The following is a 14,086-nucleotide window of genomic DNA, read 5'->3' as shown; positions in this document are numbered from 1 at the left end:
AAAGACAAATAACTCTTAAATAAATTGTACCATATTTTTTCATATATTCAATATTAATCCATAATAAGTTAGAAAAAAAGGGACGCAAATTGCATCCCTTTTTTTAACATTTATTTTATAGTTATTTTTATAGTACCATTTTCGTTTTTTATTTCAGATTCATCTTTTTTCCTTACTTTCTTTTCTTCATTATAGCGTTGTACAAGTGATTCAATACTAGGAAACTGCAATACTCTTAATTCAGTTTCAATATCATAATAGCTATCTGTAATAATAACTATAACTGGAAATACCTCTTTTCCTTCTTGCTGCCATTCAAAATTTCTCCATAGATTTGAATTATATAGATTTTCATATCGTTCAATTTTTTCATTCATGACTTTTTCACTGTACACCGTTAATTGTATTTCAATAAAAAACGGTGATTTCTTAAAAATACAAAAGAGATCAGGCTCAACTTCTCCTTTTTTATACTTGGGTTCAATCTGTACATATGATAATTGAGCATCATGTTTCAATAAATCAATATAGGTATCAGCAATTTTTAAAAAGTGAAACACTTTCTGACTGTGCGGTTTAATTTTAGAATCAGGTTTCATGTACAAATATGGTCGGAAATCTTTACAAGCCTTAATGTACCCCCTATCTTGCAATCTCTTTAAAACTAAATTGCATGTACTTATAGGCTTTTTTAAGTTTGAAAAATGAATTTTAATAATTTGATCTCTACTTAAAACTCTAAATCGTTCTATATCATTAATAATGGATTTGTCACGCTGATTCATTAAAACCCCCTCCATTTATTCAAGCAATCCGAATAGTTGGTCATTGCTTTTTGTTTTTTCTTTCGGTTTTCTGTTTACTAAATGGCTTATCAATTCTTGTGCTGGTTCAACATCTAAAAACGGTGCTTGTATGTCCTGCATATCGTTTTTATCAATTTTAAATACCATTCTCCCCGCTTCATCCCTTGCTATGTCTTCTGCGCCCTCTACCCCTGCAATTTCGCTGTTTGTTTTATCTTCAGTCTTAAATACAATGCGTACATTTAAAATCCCTCTTAAAGCGGTATCTAATGATTTATGACAGGGTCTTTGTAATGAGACAATGGTAAAACAACCAAGCGCCCTACCTAAAGCCGCCCATTTTAAAAGTGACTCTCTTGTTTCTTTCGCTTCAGCCGTTCCATTATTTAATAATAGAATTTCATCAATCATTAATAAGATGTACTTCATTCTTTTTTCTTTTGGCAATTTATCAATATGCGCTACTCCATATTCTCTTAATATTTGTCCTCTTTTTTCTAGTTCCTTTTCTAATTTCTTCATAATGGGACTAAATTCTTTTCCTGTAACGCTCATACTTTTTACATGCTGACAGTGCTGAAATATGTGAAATTCACTACCTTTTAAGTCCACAAGGTGTATTTCTAGTTCAGTTGGTTTGTGGTGTAGCATAAGTGTAGTTAATATTTGTCTATCCATAACAGACTTTCCGCTTCCCGGTATTCCAGCAACTAAAACCGTAGGATTTTCAATCATAGAAAAAGTAACCCACTCATTAAACCTGTTTTTCCCTGCCACTACGGGCATTTTCATGCTCTTAATAGGAAAGGATTCATAATCATACTTAACAACGCTCATGCGTTCAGGAAACACCCTTATTGTATAACTAGACACATCTGTTACAATTTGTATATTTTCATCAAGATATTGTTGAAATACAAATTTTTTTTGAGTAAAAACACTTGGATTCATTCCTTTTGGAATGTTCCCATAAATTTCAACATGTGTATCTAAAAAACGTACATTTAAAACACTTGGATAAACATATGTCTTTATATGTTCATTTTGCATTACTAAGAAAAGCTGTGCCGTATGAAATGCTTTTTTGACTTGTTCCGTTACTTCTCTTTCCATTTCCTTAATCCTTTTCTTTTCTTGAAAATTCACCCATGCCCTCTCAATTTTTTCAATCATTTCAAACATACTTATCCCCCTTACAAAAAAATTTTAATTTTTTTCAATTTCCATGTATAAAACAGAATCGTTTGGGGCATTATGGCTTCCCTCGCTCCTGTCGTCCTCGTCGCCATTAACAAATTTATTTATTGTTTATTTTTATGGTTATATCAGCTTTAAACATGGGTAATACTAAAGAGGTAAATACTTATGCAAAAACTGAAGTAATTGTTTTGTAGCAACATATGAAAAACATAGGTTAAAAATACATTGTCTCTGAAAGGACGATGCAAATGTTATTCATAATTTTTTTAATCAGCCTGTTCATTTATGGATTAGCTTTCACTATTAAAAATATGCAATTCGAAATTAAACCAAAACAACGTACCGATCAAAGAGATATAGGAATCAAACATAATCGTGAAAAATGTGGGAATCGTTTTGAAAGAGAAGTTTTTGACTACCTTGTAAAATTAGGTTACTACCCTATATCACAAGTAAAAGAAGGACGATATAGATTAGATTTTGTTTTATTGGAGAACAACAAACGAATTGTTATTGAATGTGATGGAGATATTTTTCATAATGCTCAACATGATAAAAAACGTGATGCTTATTTAAAAAAGGTTGGTTATGTTTCTGTACTTCGCATTAAATATAGTCAATGGAAAGAAGATAAGCATAAATGTATTCTTAGACTTGAATCAAAATTATATGAACTACAACATTTACCATCTACACACCCATCTTTCCACTTGCAATTTGATATTAAATAAAACACTGTCCAAAATAAGACAGTGTTTTATTATATTCAAGAAAAATATGGTTGGAATTTATATCCTACTGGTACTGGCGCTCCTTTATTGTCACTGGAACAATCTTCATACTTGGTATAATCAATTAATGAAAATTGATTTTCCCCTTCAAGTTCAAGTTTAAATTCTACATTTTCAAAATCGTATATATCTACATTAAATTTTATATTAACTTCAATACAATCCCCATTTTTTTCTTCTAAGAATGCAACATCTATATCTAAATACTTATTATCTTTTAGTAGCGAATTTTCAAATGATAATTGATACACTTTTTCAACATATACAGTCCCATTTTTTTCTTCTTCTTTATCAAACACTAGACTAAATTTATCCTCATGATAACGTAATACTCTATATATTCTGTCATCAAAGGTCATATTTCCCCAAAGTAATTGAGACTGTAATAACAATTCTTTATGGCTGCTGTGCCTTCCTCTTATTGCTTCTATACACGTAGGGTATATTTTTACACTTGATATATCTAAGTTTTCAAGTTTTTTCTCACCAAAATTTGTATACTTCATATTTGGGATTTCGTAAACATCAAAAAATAATGTTGTATAAAAAATTAACTTATCTAATGAAAGTTCTTTCCCAAACAAACCTTCTACAAACATTAAAACAAGTTCTAATTTTTCTGCTGATAATCGAGTCAAAATACATTTTCCGTTCTCATGATCTTCTGCATTATAAACTCGAAAACCTTTGTATTTATTGGTATACAATCTTTTACCCTTCATCAATTTTTGAATTGGTTCGATAAAAACAAAATAAGTATGCATTCCTTCATCAAAAATTGAACGTATTTCTTCAAAATATTCTTTATGATTTTGATTCATATAATTCCATAAATCAACTTGAATACTTACTATTTTACTTTTATCTTCTTCTGTATATTGAAGAATATCTTCTTTTAGCCCTTGATAAACCGTTTTAAAAGCAATATCACGTAAAACTGAAGGTGTTAAATCATTATGTTCTTTAGTCATTGAAATAAACTTTTCAAACATCGAAACATCAATTTTTTTATCTAACATTTCACCTAAAGTTAACACTTCTTTTGTTTCCAAGATATTCAGCCCCTTTTTATTTTTCATACCTTTCGAATTTAACAAGATAACCTTTTATTAAGACTTCAATCAAAAAAAATAAAGATAAACAAAACATTGCATTCAAAACAAAGTCAGGAACTACGGCACGAGCAACATCACTCCCTAAATCTTGTAAATAATAAAACCTCATAAACAACGAAAAAGAATATGCTATTAAAATAACAACAAGTTTTAATATTGAAAGTCTCACTTTTTATCATCCTTTTGAAAATCTGTTAGTTTCATTTCAAGTGTATTTGATTCCTTTTTATGATGATTGGCTGCTTGATTAATTTTTCCTAAATAGCTAGTAAGATTCATATATTCTTCTTCAGTTAAAAAATAACCTACTCTGCCCTCGTCTAATAATGACAATCTTTCTACTTTTAAACCTTTATCCTCTGTACTTTTTAACAAACAATCAATAATTTCATCTTGTCTGTTAACCTGTTTAGTTAATTTACAAATTTCATCGTTTCGTTTTAAAATTTCGTTCTCAAAAAATCCATATGGACGATTACCACACCAAATTTTATATTCATCATCAAGTGAATCATACGTTACAGCAAAGCAATCATTCGGTTTTAATTCTTTTATTTTCTCTAACATTTCTGCTTGTGTTTTAGCTGTTTTGTAAGTTGAGATTTCTTTATTAGGATCAGTCATAAAATCTTCAATTTTTTGCATTATTAATTTCTTCCCTTCTTAATAAATTACCATGCTTTTATTTATAAGCTTTCAAACGTGCTTCACAAACCTTAATATCACTATTTAACCTGCGAATTTTTTGTTTTAGAGTAACCAAAACAACATCTGGTATTGTTCCTTCTTGTTCAGAAATAAAACTTTCCAAAATTATTTTTTCTTCCATCGCTTGTTTCATTTCATCATTTAATTCCACTGTTCTTTCTTGTGTGAATTTCACCTGTAACTGCTGGACTTTGTCCATAACTTTCTTGTTTAAGTCATCTTTTCTTTCTTGCACTAATTCCACCCACTTCCACCCACTTTTTTAATTTAGTTTCAGTAAATTAATATTGATAAGATAATCAATATTAATACGATAGGTAACCCTATTAAAGCGATCGCGATACAATTTGTAAATTCTTTGAGTACAGGTATCTGTTTTTCTTTATCAGTCAACTGCTCATACCTCCGTTTTATACAATATTGGTTCAACTATTTCTGTATAAGATTTACATTGATGCTTTTACTAGCCTAAACGACATATATAGCGCTACAACAACTAATGTAATAAACATAAAAAGCGCATAAAATTTTATAGCGTAATTATTTTTAAACATTCCATAAGTACCATATCCAATCATTACTACAATGAGTACAATAATCCCAATCCCTATTGCTAAATACATACTTCTCTATCCACCTACTTTTCTATAAAATTCAAATTGTATTATACTAACACCTCATTTAAAAACTTAGTTATTTAATACGTTTTGTTTTATTCGCTAAATAATTTATTAGAAACCAGAAAATTAGTATTATAGAGATAATTAACCCCATTATTGTTATCTTATTTGCTAATAACTCCATTCCAATTTTAGGATTTGACAAGACTATAGATACATCAAATAAATAGTTTAAAATCATAAACACCATTGTTGCACCGCCTAACACAAGAACAACACCAAATAAAATATAGCGAAACATTTTTTATCTCCCCTCAACCTGTATTTTTTAATTTTTAGTTGTCAGCTTAATAACTTCATTTGGTAATGCACATTTTGTATAAGGTAACTTACCTGTTTCAGATAACCCAAAATGTCCTAACCTTGAAACCATAACTATCGTGTATTCGTTATTTTCAAACAAAACCTTGTCACCTTTTATAATTCCGTTATACCCAATTATCCTCTTAAAATCTGATCCCAATATAACTTCAAGCATTCCGATTGTTTGTATCCCTTGATTATTTTCAGTTGCTTCATGCCATTCTATTTTTCCCAATCTACCCAACCTCATTTCCAATGATTACAAGAATTTCTAATCCAACAGTTGGTTCAGCTATCTAATACAACGTTTTTTAATTTCCCTAATTCTTCAAACCAAATTTTATCGTTAGTTTCTAATGCTAAAAGTTGAAGATTATGAATTGCATCATTGTCTAATTGAAATTTAACTGGGGATATATCGTCTTTTGAATAAACTTTACTGTTTCTGTAACCAAATTGAACTTTTATAGATGTTTCAGTATGGTTTTTAAAAACGATAAAACCGACTTGACTTTCAGCTAAAACCCATTCGCCAACGTTCATGATTATTCTCCCCTTTTATATAAAATTCAAATTGTATAAACTTATAAAATTAGTCATTAATTTTATTCCTATTTTCTTTATCTACTCTCTTAAACCAAACACCACTAATTAGATTTGTACATACTGTAGCAATTATTACAATACCAATTAAAGCCCAATAAAATGTAAAAGCGATAAAATCTTTAGGAACAGTTAGACCGAACAAAGAGAATAATTCCTCTGTAAATGTTCCTACAACCAAAAGAGATATACCAATAGATAAAAATATTTTTTTAAGCATACTTTTTTATTCCCTCTTTCTATTTAGGATATTTTTATCATAATCTTCCTTTGTATATTTTCTTAATCTCTTTTTCTGTAAACCCCCTATATATTATAAACACTTCAGGAAACTCACTTAGACACATATCTATAATCGTGTTATCTGTTGTTCTAATATAAAAATACTTAACTGCACCTAAATAATCATTGTGTAGGTAATAACTCTGAATCTCGAAATTATAGTTGTTTGCTTCCAGTACCTCATACAGTTTAATCTTTGTTTCATCTACTTCAAATAATGATAGTTGTTTCATTACACTTCCTCATTTCATATTCGAATAACACTTCTGTTAGAAACGAACATTTACTTTGAGATCCAGCTGATAAATCAATGTAAAATCCGAACGGTCATTTAATTTATCAGCTGTGATTTTTCAACTAAATACAAACATTAATACATATTGTTCGCTTCTCTCCAATTTTCTTCTTCAGCCCTAGCAATCATTTCTTGCTGCTCTTGTTCAAATAAATAATCCTCTTGATCGCAAGAAATTTCTTCTTCACAATCTGTGCAACATGTTAATATTTCATAGCCACCTACAATTTTAGTATCATGAAAATCAGACTCTCTTCCGCAAAATGTACATTTATTCATTTTTTCATTCTCCCTTTCGATAACATACATTTAGGTAATCAAAAGGCTTGTTGTTACAAGCCCTTTGATTCTGTTACTCAACACACTTTTCTCTTGTTCCTTCCACCACTAAAACTAATTCCCCTTTTTCGTTTTTTCCTTTAGAAACTATTTTCTCTATTGTTATCAGATAATTAGCCCCATCACCTGTAAACGTTGTATGAATTATACAACCTTCTTCAATCTTCCCTTCATGTCGAACAACTATTGGAAACGTACTTTTCATGATGCTACCCCCTGTAAAAATATATCGAAACGTTCATGACCATTTTTCACTTTTTTTAGTGAATCATCTTGTTTTAAGCCATTTAATGTTTTAAATTCTGTTGCTTTTTCTGAAATCCAATTTATATAATCCCAACTGTTCCAAGTGTCGTTTTCTTTTAAGCCTTTTGCCTTACAGAAAGCCACGAAACGTGGCTGACATGTATGCAAATTTTTCACTGTAAAAGCTGGCATATAAAACAACTCCTTTGCAATTTATGATTATTGTAAATTCATCATTTTCCAAACTTCATCTAATTCCAATGAAGAAAATCCGTTTTCATTCTCTATTTGTAAAACATAATTTTCTCTGTAATAATCAGCAATTTCGCTATAACTCAAAACGTGTTTAATATCTTTTGGTGTATTAAGAAACTCGGTATCAAACCAATGTAAATTACGATCTTTCCAATTAAAAGTTTTTTGAACATCTATTGTCTCATGTTGAACATCAACTAGTTCCTCTAAATGATTTTGTTCAATTAGAAATTCAGTTTTGCTAACAGGAAACACAAAATATTTAACTCCTAATTCGTTTAATTTGTTTTCTACCGCTTCCGCTTTATGTGATGCAACATAAGTTTTACCTTCTTCCAAAATTCTGTTTACGCAAAGCTGTGTGTATTCATCCGTATTTTCTGTAACTTCTGCTTTTAATTCATCAACTTTTTTCATTTCAAGCACCCCTTAAAATTTAAATTTGTTTAACTACCTTACATTTATAATTATATCATTAGTTCTTACAAAAGTAAATACTTTTGTAAGAACTTGTGTAAATACTTTTAATTTTTTTGATTTTGCTTGCTTTTTTCTTTTGGGTTTGGGATTGTCCTTCGCTTTTTGGGGGAGGTTGGCTAGGGGGTGTGGGGGATTATCCCCCTCGGTTTTAGGCGGTTTGACAGGCTACACTTAGTAACGCAAGTCGGCTGCCTTAACAGCTTCCTTTTTGGTGTCGGCTTGGCGTAAGACAAAAAGCCTGTCAAAAATTTAAAACTCAACATAGACTCGGTGTTTCTTATGAAATATGCTTTTTCATTTCATAAGAAATAGCGTGGCTAAGAGTGGAGATTTTTTTCTTTCTGCAGAATGAAATGGGCAGACAGAAAAAAATACTACTCGGTGTTGAATTTTGAATTAGCCCTTTCCTTTTCTTTTAGCTTTTCTTTTTATTAAAAAAAGTCATGTGGCCTACCGCTAGGTGGCTGCATGACTTTTCCTTTTTATTTCTTCTTTTTCTTTTTTCTTTTGCCTTTTTCTTTTACGCTCCGCGAAGTGGCGTTAAGAAATGATCAGGAACTTAGAAAGAGTTTCCTTTTAAAGCGGTTTTCATTTAAAAGGTTACTCTTTCTAGTTATCGAGCATTTTAGTCCGAGTCGGCAATTACCAGCGAGTTTTCACCAGTCCATACTTTGCCTTTTAAGTATGGACCGGTGAATTACTCGCTGTATTGTGAGCCCAAATGATTTTATTCTTTATTCATTTGATTCATCATTTCTTTATTGATATACCAGCCATACCCACCAATTAAAACAACACAAGCAATACCAATTCCTAATAAAACAATATTTGCTGAGATATTAAATAAATATTGAATTGCTCCTACAAAGAAAAATAGTCCTGGTACTCCTAATATAGAAAATACTAGTAATCGCAAATAAGTTTTAAATTTTCCTTTTTTAATAAATACAAAATATATAGCATAAATCAATTGTACGAGAATAAGAGTTAATACCAATGTCATAAACTGCTGTTTAACCTCACCAGCAAACGAATAAGACGTAAATAATAGTAAACCATACCCAAGCAATGCAATTACCGTAAAAAAGCCATAAAACAGCTTATCTAACCTTGTCATATAAATTCCCCCTTTAGTTACAATGTGTTAATTCGAATAACAATACCTGCAATAGCCATTATGACACTAAATATTGCTGTAAATGGTACAAACCATTTATTGTTTTTACTTGCTAAATGAACAGAAACATATATACCTATTAAAGTAATAATCCCCCATGTCTGTTGAACTGCGCTACTTTCAAAAAACCAATCTAACATTATATTTAACTCCCTTTAGTAGTTAGTTTTCATAGTAATATCATAATATTTTCCTTTTCCTGATACACGCAAATCATATTCAAAACGTTTTGCTCTTGAAACACCGACACCATACATTGTAGGTAAAATAAATAAAATAGTTATCCCCTGTATTACAAAAGAAAATCCTTTAATAAATTCATAAATTAATAATCCATCTAAAACAATCAAAAGAAAAGTGAATAATATAAGTCTATTTCGATATTTAACTACTTTTAAATAATCGTTAGTTAATACACACATATAGATTCCCCTTTTATTTTTATAAAGCTATGCAAAGCATAGCGCCCTTTTCTTTTTATTGAAGTTTTTCATTTAATGCGGCCTACCGTTAGGTGGCTGCATTGAATGAAAAACTTCCTTGCCTTTTGATTTCAATTAAAATTTTTCATATTAAGCTGGTTTTTGCTTAATATGAAAAATTTCCTTTCTCTTTTCAACTAAAGCCCCTGCGATCAGCAAAGGCTTCAGTTGAAAAAATGTTAATAAATATTTACATCTTTGTTATTTGTCCAAATATCATCAATCCATATGACTTGATATTTCTTTTGTAAATAATCTAATACCTTATGAAGTTTAGCTTCATATTTCTTAAATTCTTCAGGTATATTCATTACTGTTTCTTTATGTCTTTCAAAGTAATCATATTCAATCTGATAACGTGAGGACTGTTTGCGTGGCTGGTTTATATATAACTGTGTGTCCATTGTAATTTTCACATAATCTTTTTTGGATTCAATAGTTAATGTTGCCATAAATCCCCTTACTTCAACTTTTACATCTTCAATCCAAAATTTTTCCCCGATGCTATTTATATGCTCATTAAAATTTTTACCACCAAAACGAATTTTATCAGCTTCTTCAATGATTTCGTTCTTTTGTTGTTCTAAAGCTGATAAATTTTGTTTTATTTCTTCAAGCTTATTAAGAACTTCAAAATATTGTTTTTTGCATTTTGCTAATTCAGGGTGTCCCTCTACATCCCTAACAATCTTATTATCTGCTTCAACATCATCAATAAATTTTTGTAATGAAGTATATAATTGCATACGCACCGTTATTTCCCCCTATATTTTGATATTAGTAGATTATTCATTTATTGCGGTCTAGATTTTCTTTCAATCAATGTCGTATCTTCTACAAATACCTCGGTAACATAATGCATTTTTTTATTTTCATCTTCATAATTACGAGTTTGTAAATTTCCTGTAATGCCTACTCGCAAGCCCTTTTCTGTATAGTTTGCTAATGCTTCAGCTTTCTTTTTAATAGCAATACATTTTATAAAGTCTGATTCATATTCTCCACTAGTTGGGTTTGGAAATTTTCTTTTAACCGCTAACACAAACTTTGCAACTGCTGTTCCATTAGGTGTATAAGTGAGATCAACGTCTTTCACCAATCTACCAATTAAGTTAACATTATTCATTTGAAGCACCCCTTAAAATTTAAATTTGTTTAACTACCTTACATTTATAATTATATCATTAGTTCTTACAAAAGTAAATACATTTGTAAGAACTTGTGTAAAAACTTTTTATCATTCCTTTATAAAATTTCACCTATTAATGTCCATAAATTTATAAACATCCAATAAAAAGTGGGAATCATAAGAGTAGCTAAAAAGCACATCCCAAATTTTTTAAATTGTTGTGATACGTAAAAATACAATGCAAACGTCAAACAAATTAATACTGGAAAAGCTATATACCATTTTCCTAAAACGTGACCTACACTCTCAAACAATTCTGCTAAAACTTGACTTGTTAATAAACTTACAGATTCATCCTCAACTGCAACCCCACTGGAAAAGATAGAACTTATAACTGTAAATAGTCCAATTAACATTAAAACTGTATAAACATAATTTTTCATATCTCACACCACTTTCCTTAATTAGATTAAAGAAGGAAAGAAGTTTCTTTCCTTCTTTATTTTTTCGATCTTTACGCTGTTAGACTTTTGTAAGTTGGGTCAGCCCATTCTGCATTCTCATACACTGTATCATCACTGATTAAAACCCTTGTTAAATAGCCGATTTGATGGCTTAAATGCTCATATTCTTCAGTAGCGGTTAATTTCTTATGAAACACTTTTACTGTAAGTTGTAAAAACTCTAAAGATGCAAGAATTTCAAGTTTTGTTAATGGTGGTTTAGGCGTATCATAAGAAATGTTCAATGATTCCCCAACGATTTTATTATGAAATTTATTAAAAATACGGTCTAACCAATCCCAATCAAAAAGCGGTTCTTCATAAACTTTTGCTAAAACCAAATTACTATATAAGTTTAGAAATTTATCATCTTTAAAGAATACCTTTCCATTATCCTTTATTTCTCCAATGCTTAGATAATACTCTTTGATATCTATACCATTAATGATGTATAACTGTTGCTTACATCTTTCTAATAATCTTTCAATAATAATTCCTAGATTTTTAAAAGAGTCAGGACTATTTACATAAGATTCAACTTCAATTTGATATTGTACGCTGCGTAATGCCTTTAACACTGTAAATTCGTTAATATCATAATTATCATTCTCTACGATCTCCAGTGTATCCAATTCAACTGAATCATCCTTATATTTATCAACAAAAGAAATGTAATTCGCATACTGCCAATCTTCTACTAATAAAGAAACCTCTGCATCTGTTAATTCCGGCGCAAATTTCTTTACACCATTCGCAACAAAATTGTACATTTCTTTTCCTAAGTAAATTACTGACATTTTCAAGCACCCCTTAAAATTTAAATTTGTTTAACTACCTTACATTTATAATTATATCATTAGTTCTTACAAAAGTAAATACTTTTGTAAGAACTTGTGTAAAAACTTTTGTTTTTTCAAATAAAAAAAAGACTTGTAAACACAAGTCTTTAATATGCTTCAATCATTTTTATAATGTTCTTTAGCCCATAATATTGAATTGGGTTCACTTCAAATCTTCCGCTTTCATCAAAGAAAGGGTCATAAACGGAACGTTCTTCATAATCAATAACAATGAGATTTTCAGCTAAACACTGATTTCCCTTCACTTTTTCCATTTCAAAATTATTATGTTCTACAACCTTTTCTAACTGTTTTAAAATGCTTTCTTGATTCATTACATAGACCTCGGTACTGGCTGACATTCTAATGAATGATACCAAATATTTTTAAAAGGGATTTCAACATCTCTATATAAGTCATTAATTACATACTCTTTTACAGTTACACTATTATCACCTATTTTAACTATATCCCCACTAACTGAAAGGCTATTTCTTCGCTCATGATAACTAATAATAATACTTTCCCCAATTTTGGCTTTTGCAAGAAATAATTTTATTCCCATTTCATTCATAGTAATATCCACCTTTCTAATATGGTAAAGGGCTATACTCCGAATTATCCGTTCTAAAATCACAATGGCGACAAAATTTTATCCAATTAGGGTGTTCATCATACATTGGTAGTAAATTCCCCTTTGAACAACGAGGGCATATATCCGATGTATCTGTATCAGGTATTCCCTCTAAGCCAACAACTAACCCCATATATTCCGCTTCCATTCCAACATCATCATATTCATAACGAAATTTACGTTGTACATGATTCCATATTGCTAATAATCTAAGTTCATAACCATATTCATTATTTGCTGGTACAGTATCGACAATCAGGCTGGCATCTTCTGAAACTATAGAATCCTCATGTAAATGAGCACAATTTTTATCCCAATACCTCTGAATAATATCATTATGTTCAAAACTTCCATTTACTTTGAAAACCAAATTTCCATTTACAAATGTAGAAAAGCCAACAACACCGATTTTATTGTTTTCCTTCATGCCGATCTATCCCCTTTATTTTTTGATTGAAAGAAAAAGGCAACTGCCTTTTTCTTTTTAAAATTGTGTCCAATAAGCCATATCATCATTTTTTAGTTTTCGATATTCTTCAGGTGAATAAACTTTATGCAAGCATTCCTCTTCACAAAAGTATTTATAATCATATCCCGTATCAATTACAAAACCTTGATATATAATTCCCTCGCATTCCTCACAAATCCTAGTGTCTTCAGCAACTTCAGTATTTGTACACATATGCAATCACCTTATAGATACTAAAAGGGAAAATCCCTTTTAGTATCTGACTCCTACATAATTTCCTTGTAGTGAGCCGTAATAATTCCAACGTAAACGGCTTTCATATACATCTGCTAATTCTTCCATCTTTTCATTTATTATTGCTGTTCTTTCACCGTAATTTTTCGGCATATCTTCAAAGTCTCTATCCAAAATAACGGGGCAATCTTCCCAATTAACGCCCTCAATTTTTTGTCTAACTTCAATTCTCACTTTTTCAACTTTTTTCATTTCAAACACTCCTTAAAATTTAAATTTGTTTAACTACCTTACATTTATAATTATATCATTAGTTCTTACAAAAGTAAATACTTTTGTAAGAACTTGTGTAAAAACTTTTAATTTTTTCGGTTTTTCTTGCTTTTTTCTTTTCGGTTTGGAATTTTCCTTCACTTTTTGGGGGAGGTTGGCTAGGGGGTGTGGGGGATAATCCCCCTCGGTTTTAGGCGGTTTGACAGGCTACACTTAGTAACGCAAGTCGGCTACCTTAACAGC

Annotated in this window: 29 protein-coding genes; 1 reads left to right on the top strand and 28 read right to left on the bottom strand. The window is 30.1% G+C overall.

Annotation, left to right across the window (positions count from 1 at the left end):
- Nucleotides 1-110: 110 nt before the first annotated feature.
- Nucleotides 111-785 (bottom strand): replication-relaxation family protein, encoded by a 675-nt coding sequence (locus CO726_RS24910; protein ID WP_099686022.1) that lies wholly within the window; start codon nt 783-785, stop codon nt 111-113.
- A gap of 15 nt (nt 786-800) precedes the next feature.
- Nucleotides 801-1,988, bottom strand: coding sequence for an FtsK/SpoIIIE domain-containing protein (locus tag CO726_RS24905; RefSeq protein ID WP_099686021.1), 1,188 nt, complete (start codon nt 1,986-1,988; stop codon nt 801-803).
- A 266-nt stretch (nt 1,989-2,254) separates the two neighbouring features.
- On the opposite strand from CO726_RS24905, the gene CO726_RS24900 reads away from it, so the two are divergent.
- A complete protein-coding gene (locus tag CO726_RS24900) occupies nt 2,255-2,737 on the top strand; it encodes a DUF559 domain-containing protein (RefSeq protein WP_099686020.1) in 483 nt (160 codons plus the stop codon).
- A gap of 35 nt (nt 2,738-2,772) precedes the next feature.
- Here CO726_RS24900 and CO726_RS24895 read toward each other — a convergent pair whose 3' ends face one another.
- The 26 genes from CO726_RS24895 to CO726_RS24775 form a co-directional block, all read right to left on the bottom strand.
- Nucleotides 2,773-3,849: a hypothetical protein gene (locus tag CO726_RS24895; protein ID WP_099686019.1), complete on the bottom strand. Its 1,077-nt coding sequence runs from the start codon at nt 3,847-3,849 to the stop codon at nt 2,773-2,775.
- Nucleotides 3,850-3,865: 16 nt separating this feature from the next.
- Entirely contained in the window at nt 3,866-4,081 is a 216-nt protein-coding gene (locus CO726_RS24890; RefSeq protein ID WP_099686018.1) for a hypothetical protein, read from the bottom strand.
- Nucleotides 4,078-4,557 carry a hypothetical protein gene (locus CO726_RS32605; RefSeq protein WP_245916744.1) on the bottom strand — a complete coding sequence of 160 codons (480 nt, stop codon included), beginning with the start codon at nt 4,555-4,557 and terminating at the stop codon, nt 4,078-4,080. The genes CO726_RS24890 and CO726_RS32605 overlap by 4 nt, the downstream gene beginning before the upstream one ends.
- 37 nt (nt 4,558-4,594) lie before the next feature.
- Nucleotides 4,595-4,864, bottom strand: coding sequence for a hypothetical protein (locus CO726_RS24880; protein ID WP_099686017.1), 270 nt, complete (start codon nt 4,862-4,864; stop codon nt 4,595-4,597).
- A 202-nt stretch (nt 4,865-5,066) separates the two neighbouring features.
- Nucleotides 5,067-5,243, bottom strand: a complete 177-nt coding sequence (locus CO726_RS31935; RefSeq protein WP_169513078.1) for a hypothetical protein — start codon at nt 5,241-5,243, stop codon at nt 5,067-5,069.
- A 70-nt stretch (nt 5,244-5,313) separates the two neighbouring features.
- A complete protein-coding gene (locus CO726_RS24875; protein ID WP_099686016.1) occupies nt 5,314-5,541 on the bottom strand; it encodes a hypothetical protein in 228 nt (75 codons plus the stop codon).
- Nucleotides 5,542-5,568: 27 nt separating this feature from the next.
- The gene (locus CO726_RS24870; RefSeq protein WP_099686015.1) at nt 5,569-5,838 is read right to left on the bottom strand and encodes a hypothetical protein; all 270 of its coding nucleotides are present in this window, start codon (nt 5,836-5,838) and stop codon (nt 5,569-5,571) included.
- A 53-nt stretch (nt 5,839-5,891) separates the two neighbouring features.
- The gene (locus tag CO726_RS24865; protein ID WP_099686014.1) at nt 5,892-6,146 is read right to left on the bottom strand and encodes a hypothetical protein; all 255 of its coding nucleotides are present in this window, start codon (nt 6,144-6,146) and stop codon (nt 5,892-5,894) included.
- A 49-nt stretch (nt 6,147-6,195) separates the two neighbouring features.
- Nucleotides 6,196-6,426 (bottom strand): hypothetical protein, encoded by a 231-nt coding sequence (locus CO726_RS24860; RefSeq protein WP_099686013.1) that lies wholly within the window; start codon nt 6,424-6,426, stop codon nt 6,196-6,198.
- Nucleotides 6,427-6,463: 37 nt separating this feature from the next.
- Nucleotides 6,464-6,721, bottom strand: a complete 258-nt coding sequence (locus tag CO726_RS24855; protein WP_099686012.1) for a hypothetical protein — start codon at nt 6,719-6,721, stop codon at nt 6,464-6,466.
- A gap of 137 nt (nt 6,722-6,858) precedes the next feature.
- Nucleotides 6,859-7,062, bottom strand: coding sequence for a hypothetical protein (locus CO726_RS24850; protein WP_099686011.1), 204 nt, complete (start codon nt 7,060-7,062; stop codon nt 6,859-6,861).
- A 73-nt stretch (nt 7,063-7,135) separates the two neighbouring features.
- Nucleotides 7,136-7,327, bottom strand: coding sequence for a hypothetical protein (locus tag CO726_RS24845; protein ID WP_099686010.1), 192 nt, complete (start codon nt 7,325-7,327; stop codon nt 7,136-7,138).
- Entirely contained in the window at nt 7,324-7,560 is a 237-nt protein-coding gene (locus CO726_RS24840; RefSeq protein WP_099686009.1) for a hypothetical protein, read from the bottom strand. Before CO726_RS24840 ends, CO726_RS24845 begins: the two co-directional genes overlap by 4 nt.
- Before the next feature lie 27 nt (nt 7,561-7,587).
- The gene (locus CO726_RS24835; RefSeq protein WP_099686008.1) at nt 7,588-8,040 is read right to left on the bottom strand and encodes a hypothetical protein; all 453 of its coding nucleotides are present in this window, start codon (nt 8,038-8,040) and stop codon (nt 7,588-7,590) included.
- A gap of 790 nt (nt 8,041-8,830) precedes the next feature.
- Complete coding sequence (locus CO726_RS24830) at nt 8,831-9,220, bottom strand: hypothetical protein (protein ID WP_099686007.1); 390 nt, start codon at nt 9,218-9,220, stop codon at nt 8,831-8,833.
- Nucleotides 9,221-9,237: 17 nt separating this feature from the next.
- Nucleotides 9,238-9,420, bottom strand: coding sequence for a hypothetical protein (locus CO726_RS24825; protein WP_099686006.1), 183 nt, complete (start codon nt 9,418-9,420; stop codon nt 9,238-9,240).
- A gap of 15 nt (nt 9,421-9,435) precedes the next feature.
- On the bottom strand, nt 9,436-9,702 hold the full coding sequence (locus CO726_RS24820; RefSeq protein ID WP_099686005.1) for a hypothetical protein: 267 nt from the start codon (nt 9,700-9,702) through the stop codon (nt 9,436-9,438).
- 239 nt (nt 9,703-9,941) lie between these two features.
- Nucleotides 9,942-10,514, bottom strand: a complete 573-nt coding sequence (locus CO726_RS24815; protein WP_099686004.1) for a hypothetical protein — start codon at nt 10,512-10,514, stop codon at nt 9,942-9,944.
- A 41-nt stretch (nt 10,515-10,555) separates the two neighbouring features.
- Nucleotides 10,556-10,888: a single-stranded DNA-binding protein gene (gene ssb, locus CO726_RS24810; RefSeq protein ID WP_099686003.1), complete on the bottom strand. Its 333-nt coding sequence runs from the start codon at nt 10,886-10,888 to the stop codon at nt 10,556-10,558.
- Between the two features lie 119 nt (nt 10,889-11,007).
- A complete protein-coding gene (locus CO726_RS24805) occupies nt 11,008-11,334 on the bottom strand; it encodes a hypothetical protein (RefSeq protein WP_099686002.1) in 327 nt (108 codons plus the stop codon).
- 71 nt (nt 11,335-11,405) lie between these two features.
- Complete coding sequence (locus CO726_RS24800; RefSeq protein WP_099686001.1) at nt 11,406-12,191, bottom strand: hypothetical protein; 786 nt, start codon at nt 12,189-12,191, stop codon at nt 11,406-11,408.
- Between the two features lie 149 nt (nt 12,192-12,340).
- The gene (locus CO726_RS24795; RefSeq protein WP_099686000.1) at nt 12,341-12,568 is read right to left on the bottom strand and encodes a hypothetical protein; all 228 of its coding nucleotides are present in this window, start codon (nt 12,566-12,568) and stop codon (nt 12,341-12,343) included.
- Complete coding sequence (locus CO726_RS24790; protein ID WP_099685999.1) at nt 12,568-12,807, bottom strand: hypothetical protein; 240 nt, start codon at nt 12,805-12,807, stop codon at nt 12,568-12,570. Before CO726_RS24790 ends, CO726_RS24795 begins: the two co-directional genes overlap by 1 nt.
- 16 nt (nt 12,808-12,823) lie before the next feature.
- The gene (locus CO726_RS24785; RefSeq protein WP_099685998.1) at nt 12,824-13,294 is read right to left on the bottom strand and encodes a hypothetical protein; all 471 of its coding nucleotides are present in this window, start codon (nt 13,292-13,294) and stop codon (nt 12,824-12,826) included.
- 57 nt (nt 13,295-13,351) lie between these two features.
- Nucleotides 13,352-13,549 carry a hypothetical protein gene (locus tag CO726_RS24780; RefSeq protein WP_099685997.1) on the bottom strand — a complete coding sequence of 66 codons (198 nt, stop codon included), beginning with the start codon at nt 13,547-13,549 and terminating at the stop codon, nt 13,352-13,354.
- A gap of 39 nt (nt 13,550-13,588) precedes the next feature.
- A complete protein-coding gene (locus CO726_RS24775; protein WP_099685996.1) occupies nt 13,589-13,822 on the bottom strand; it encodes a hypothetical protein in 234 nt (77 codons plus the stop codon).
- Nucleotides 13,823-14,086 lie beyond the last annotated feature (264 nt).

Source organism: Bacillus fungorum (genome assembly GCF_002746455.1).
GTDB lineage: Bacteria > Bacillota > Bacilli > Bacillales > Bacillaceae_G > Bacillus_A > Bacillus_A fungorum.
The sequence above is the reverse complement of the archived record's forward strand: the minus strand, read 5'-3'. Positions and strand labels throughout refer to the sequence as shown.

What these genes read in the sequence shown, in the direction of transcription:
- CO726_RS24910 (WP_099686022.1), bottom strand. Translation starts at nt 785, where the DNA reads ATGAATCAGCGTGACAAATCCATTATTAATGATATAGAACGATTTAGA.
- CO726_RS24905 (WP_099686021.1), bottom strand. Translation starts at nt 1,988, where the DNA reads ATGTTTGAAATGATTGAAAAAATTGAGAGGGCATGGGTGAATTTTCAA.
- CO726_RS24900 (WP_099686020.1), top strand. Translation starts at nt 2,255, where the DNA reads ATGTTATTCATAATTTTTTTAATCAGCCTGTTCATTTATGGATTAGCT.
- CO726_RS32605 (WP_245916744.1), bottom strand. Translation starts at nt 4,557, where the DNA reads ATGCAAAAAATTGAAGATTTTATGACTGATCCTAATAAAGAAATCTCA.
- CO726_RS31935 (WP_169513078.1), bottom strand. Translation starts at nt 5,243, where the DNA reads ATGTATTTAGCAATAGGGATTGGGATTATTGTACTCATTGTAGTAATG.
- CO726_RS24875 (WP_099686016.1), bottom strand. Translation starts at nt 5,541, where the DNA reads ATGTTTCGCTATATTTTATTTGGTGTTGTTCTTGTGTTAGGCGGTGCA.
- CO726_RS24865 (WP_099686014.1), bottom strand. Translation starts at nt 6,146, where the DNA reads ATGAACGTTGGCGAATGGGTTTTAGCTGAAAGTCAAGTCGGTTTTATC.
- CO726_RS24860 (WP_099686013.1), bottom strand. Translation starts at nt 6,426, where the DNA reads ATGCTTAAAAAAATATTTTTATCTATTGGTATATCTCTTTTGGTTGTA.
- CO726_RS24855 (WP_099686012.1), bottom strand. Translation starts at nt 6,721, where the DNA reads ATGAAACAACTATCATTATTTGAAGTAGATGAAACAAAGATTAAACTG.
- CO726_RS24850 (WP_099686011.1), bottom strand. Translation starts at nt 7,062, where the DNA reads ATGAATAAATGTACATTTTGCGGAAGAGAGTCTGATTTTCATGATACT.
- CO726_RS24845 (WP_099686010.1), bottom strand. Translation starts at nt 7,327, where the DNA reads ATGAAAAGTACGTTTCCAATAGTTGTTCGACATGAAGGGAAGATTGAA.
- CO726_RS24840 (WP_099686009.1), bottom strand. Translation starts at nt 7,560, where the DNA reads ATGCCAGCTTTTACAGTGAAAAATTTGCATACATGTCAGCCACGTTTC.
- CO726_RS24835 (WP_099686008.1), bottom strand. Translation starts at nt 8,040, where the DNA reads ATGAAAAAAGTTGATGAATTAAAAGCAGAAGTTACAGAAAATACGGAT.
- CO726_RS24830 (WP_099686007.1), bottom strand. Translation starts at nt 9,220, where the DNA reads ATGACAAGGTTAGATAAGCTGTTTTATGGCTTTTTTACGGTAATTGCA.
- CO726_RS24825 (WP_099686006.1), bottom strand. Translation starts at nt 9,420, where the DNA reads ATGTTAGATTGGTTTTTTGAAAGTAGCGCAGTTCAACAGACATGGGGG.
- CO726_RS24820 (WP_099686005.1), bottom strand. Translation starts at nt 9,702, where the DNA reads ATGTGTGTATTAACTAACGATTATTTAAAAGTAGTTAAATATCGAAAT.
- ssb (WP_099686003.1), bottom strand. Translation starts at nt 10,888, where the DNA reads ATGAATAATGTTAACTTAATTGGTAGATTGGTGAAAGACGTTGATCTC.
- CO726_RS24805 (WP_099686002.1), bottom strand. Translation starts at nt 11,334, where the DNA reads ATGAAAAATTATGTTTATACAGTTTTAATGTTAATTGGACTATTTACA.
- CO726_RS24800 (WP_099686001.1), bottom strand. Translation starts at nt 12,191, where the DNA reads ATGTCAGTAATTTACTTAGGAAAAGAAATGTACAATTTTGTTGCGAAT.
- CO726_RS24795 (WP_099686000.1), bottom strand. Translation starts at nt 12,568, where the DNA reads ATGAATCAAGAAAGCATTTTAAAACAGTTAGAAAAGGTTGTAGAACAT.
- CO726_RS24790 (WP_099685999.1), bottom strand. Translation starts at nt 12,807, where the DNA reads ATGAATGAAATGGGAATAAAATTATTTCTTGCAAAAGCCAAAATTGGG.
- CO726_RS24785 (WP_099685998.1), bottom strand. Translation starts at nt 13,294, where the DNA reads ATGAAGGAAAACAATAAAATCGGTGTTGTTGGCTTTTCTACATTTGTA.
- CO726_RS24780 (WP_099685997.1), bottom strand. Translation starts at nt 13,549, where the DNA reads ATGTGTACAAATACTGAAGTTGCTGAAGACACTAGGATTTGTGAGGAA.
- CO726_RS24775 (WP_099685996.1), bottom strand. Translation starts at nt 13,822, where the DNA reads ATGAAAAAAGTTGAAAAAGTGAGAATTGAAGTTAGACAAAAAATTGAG.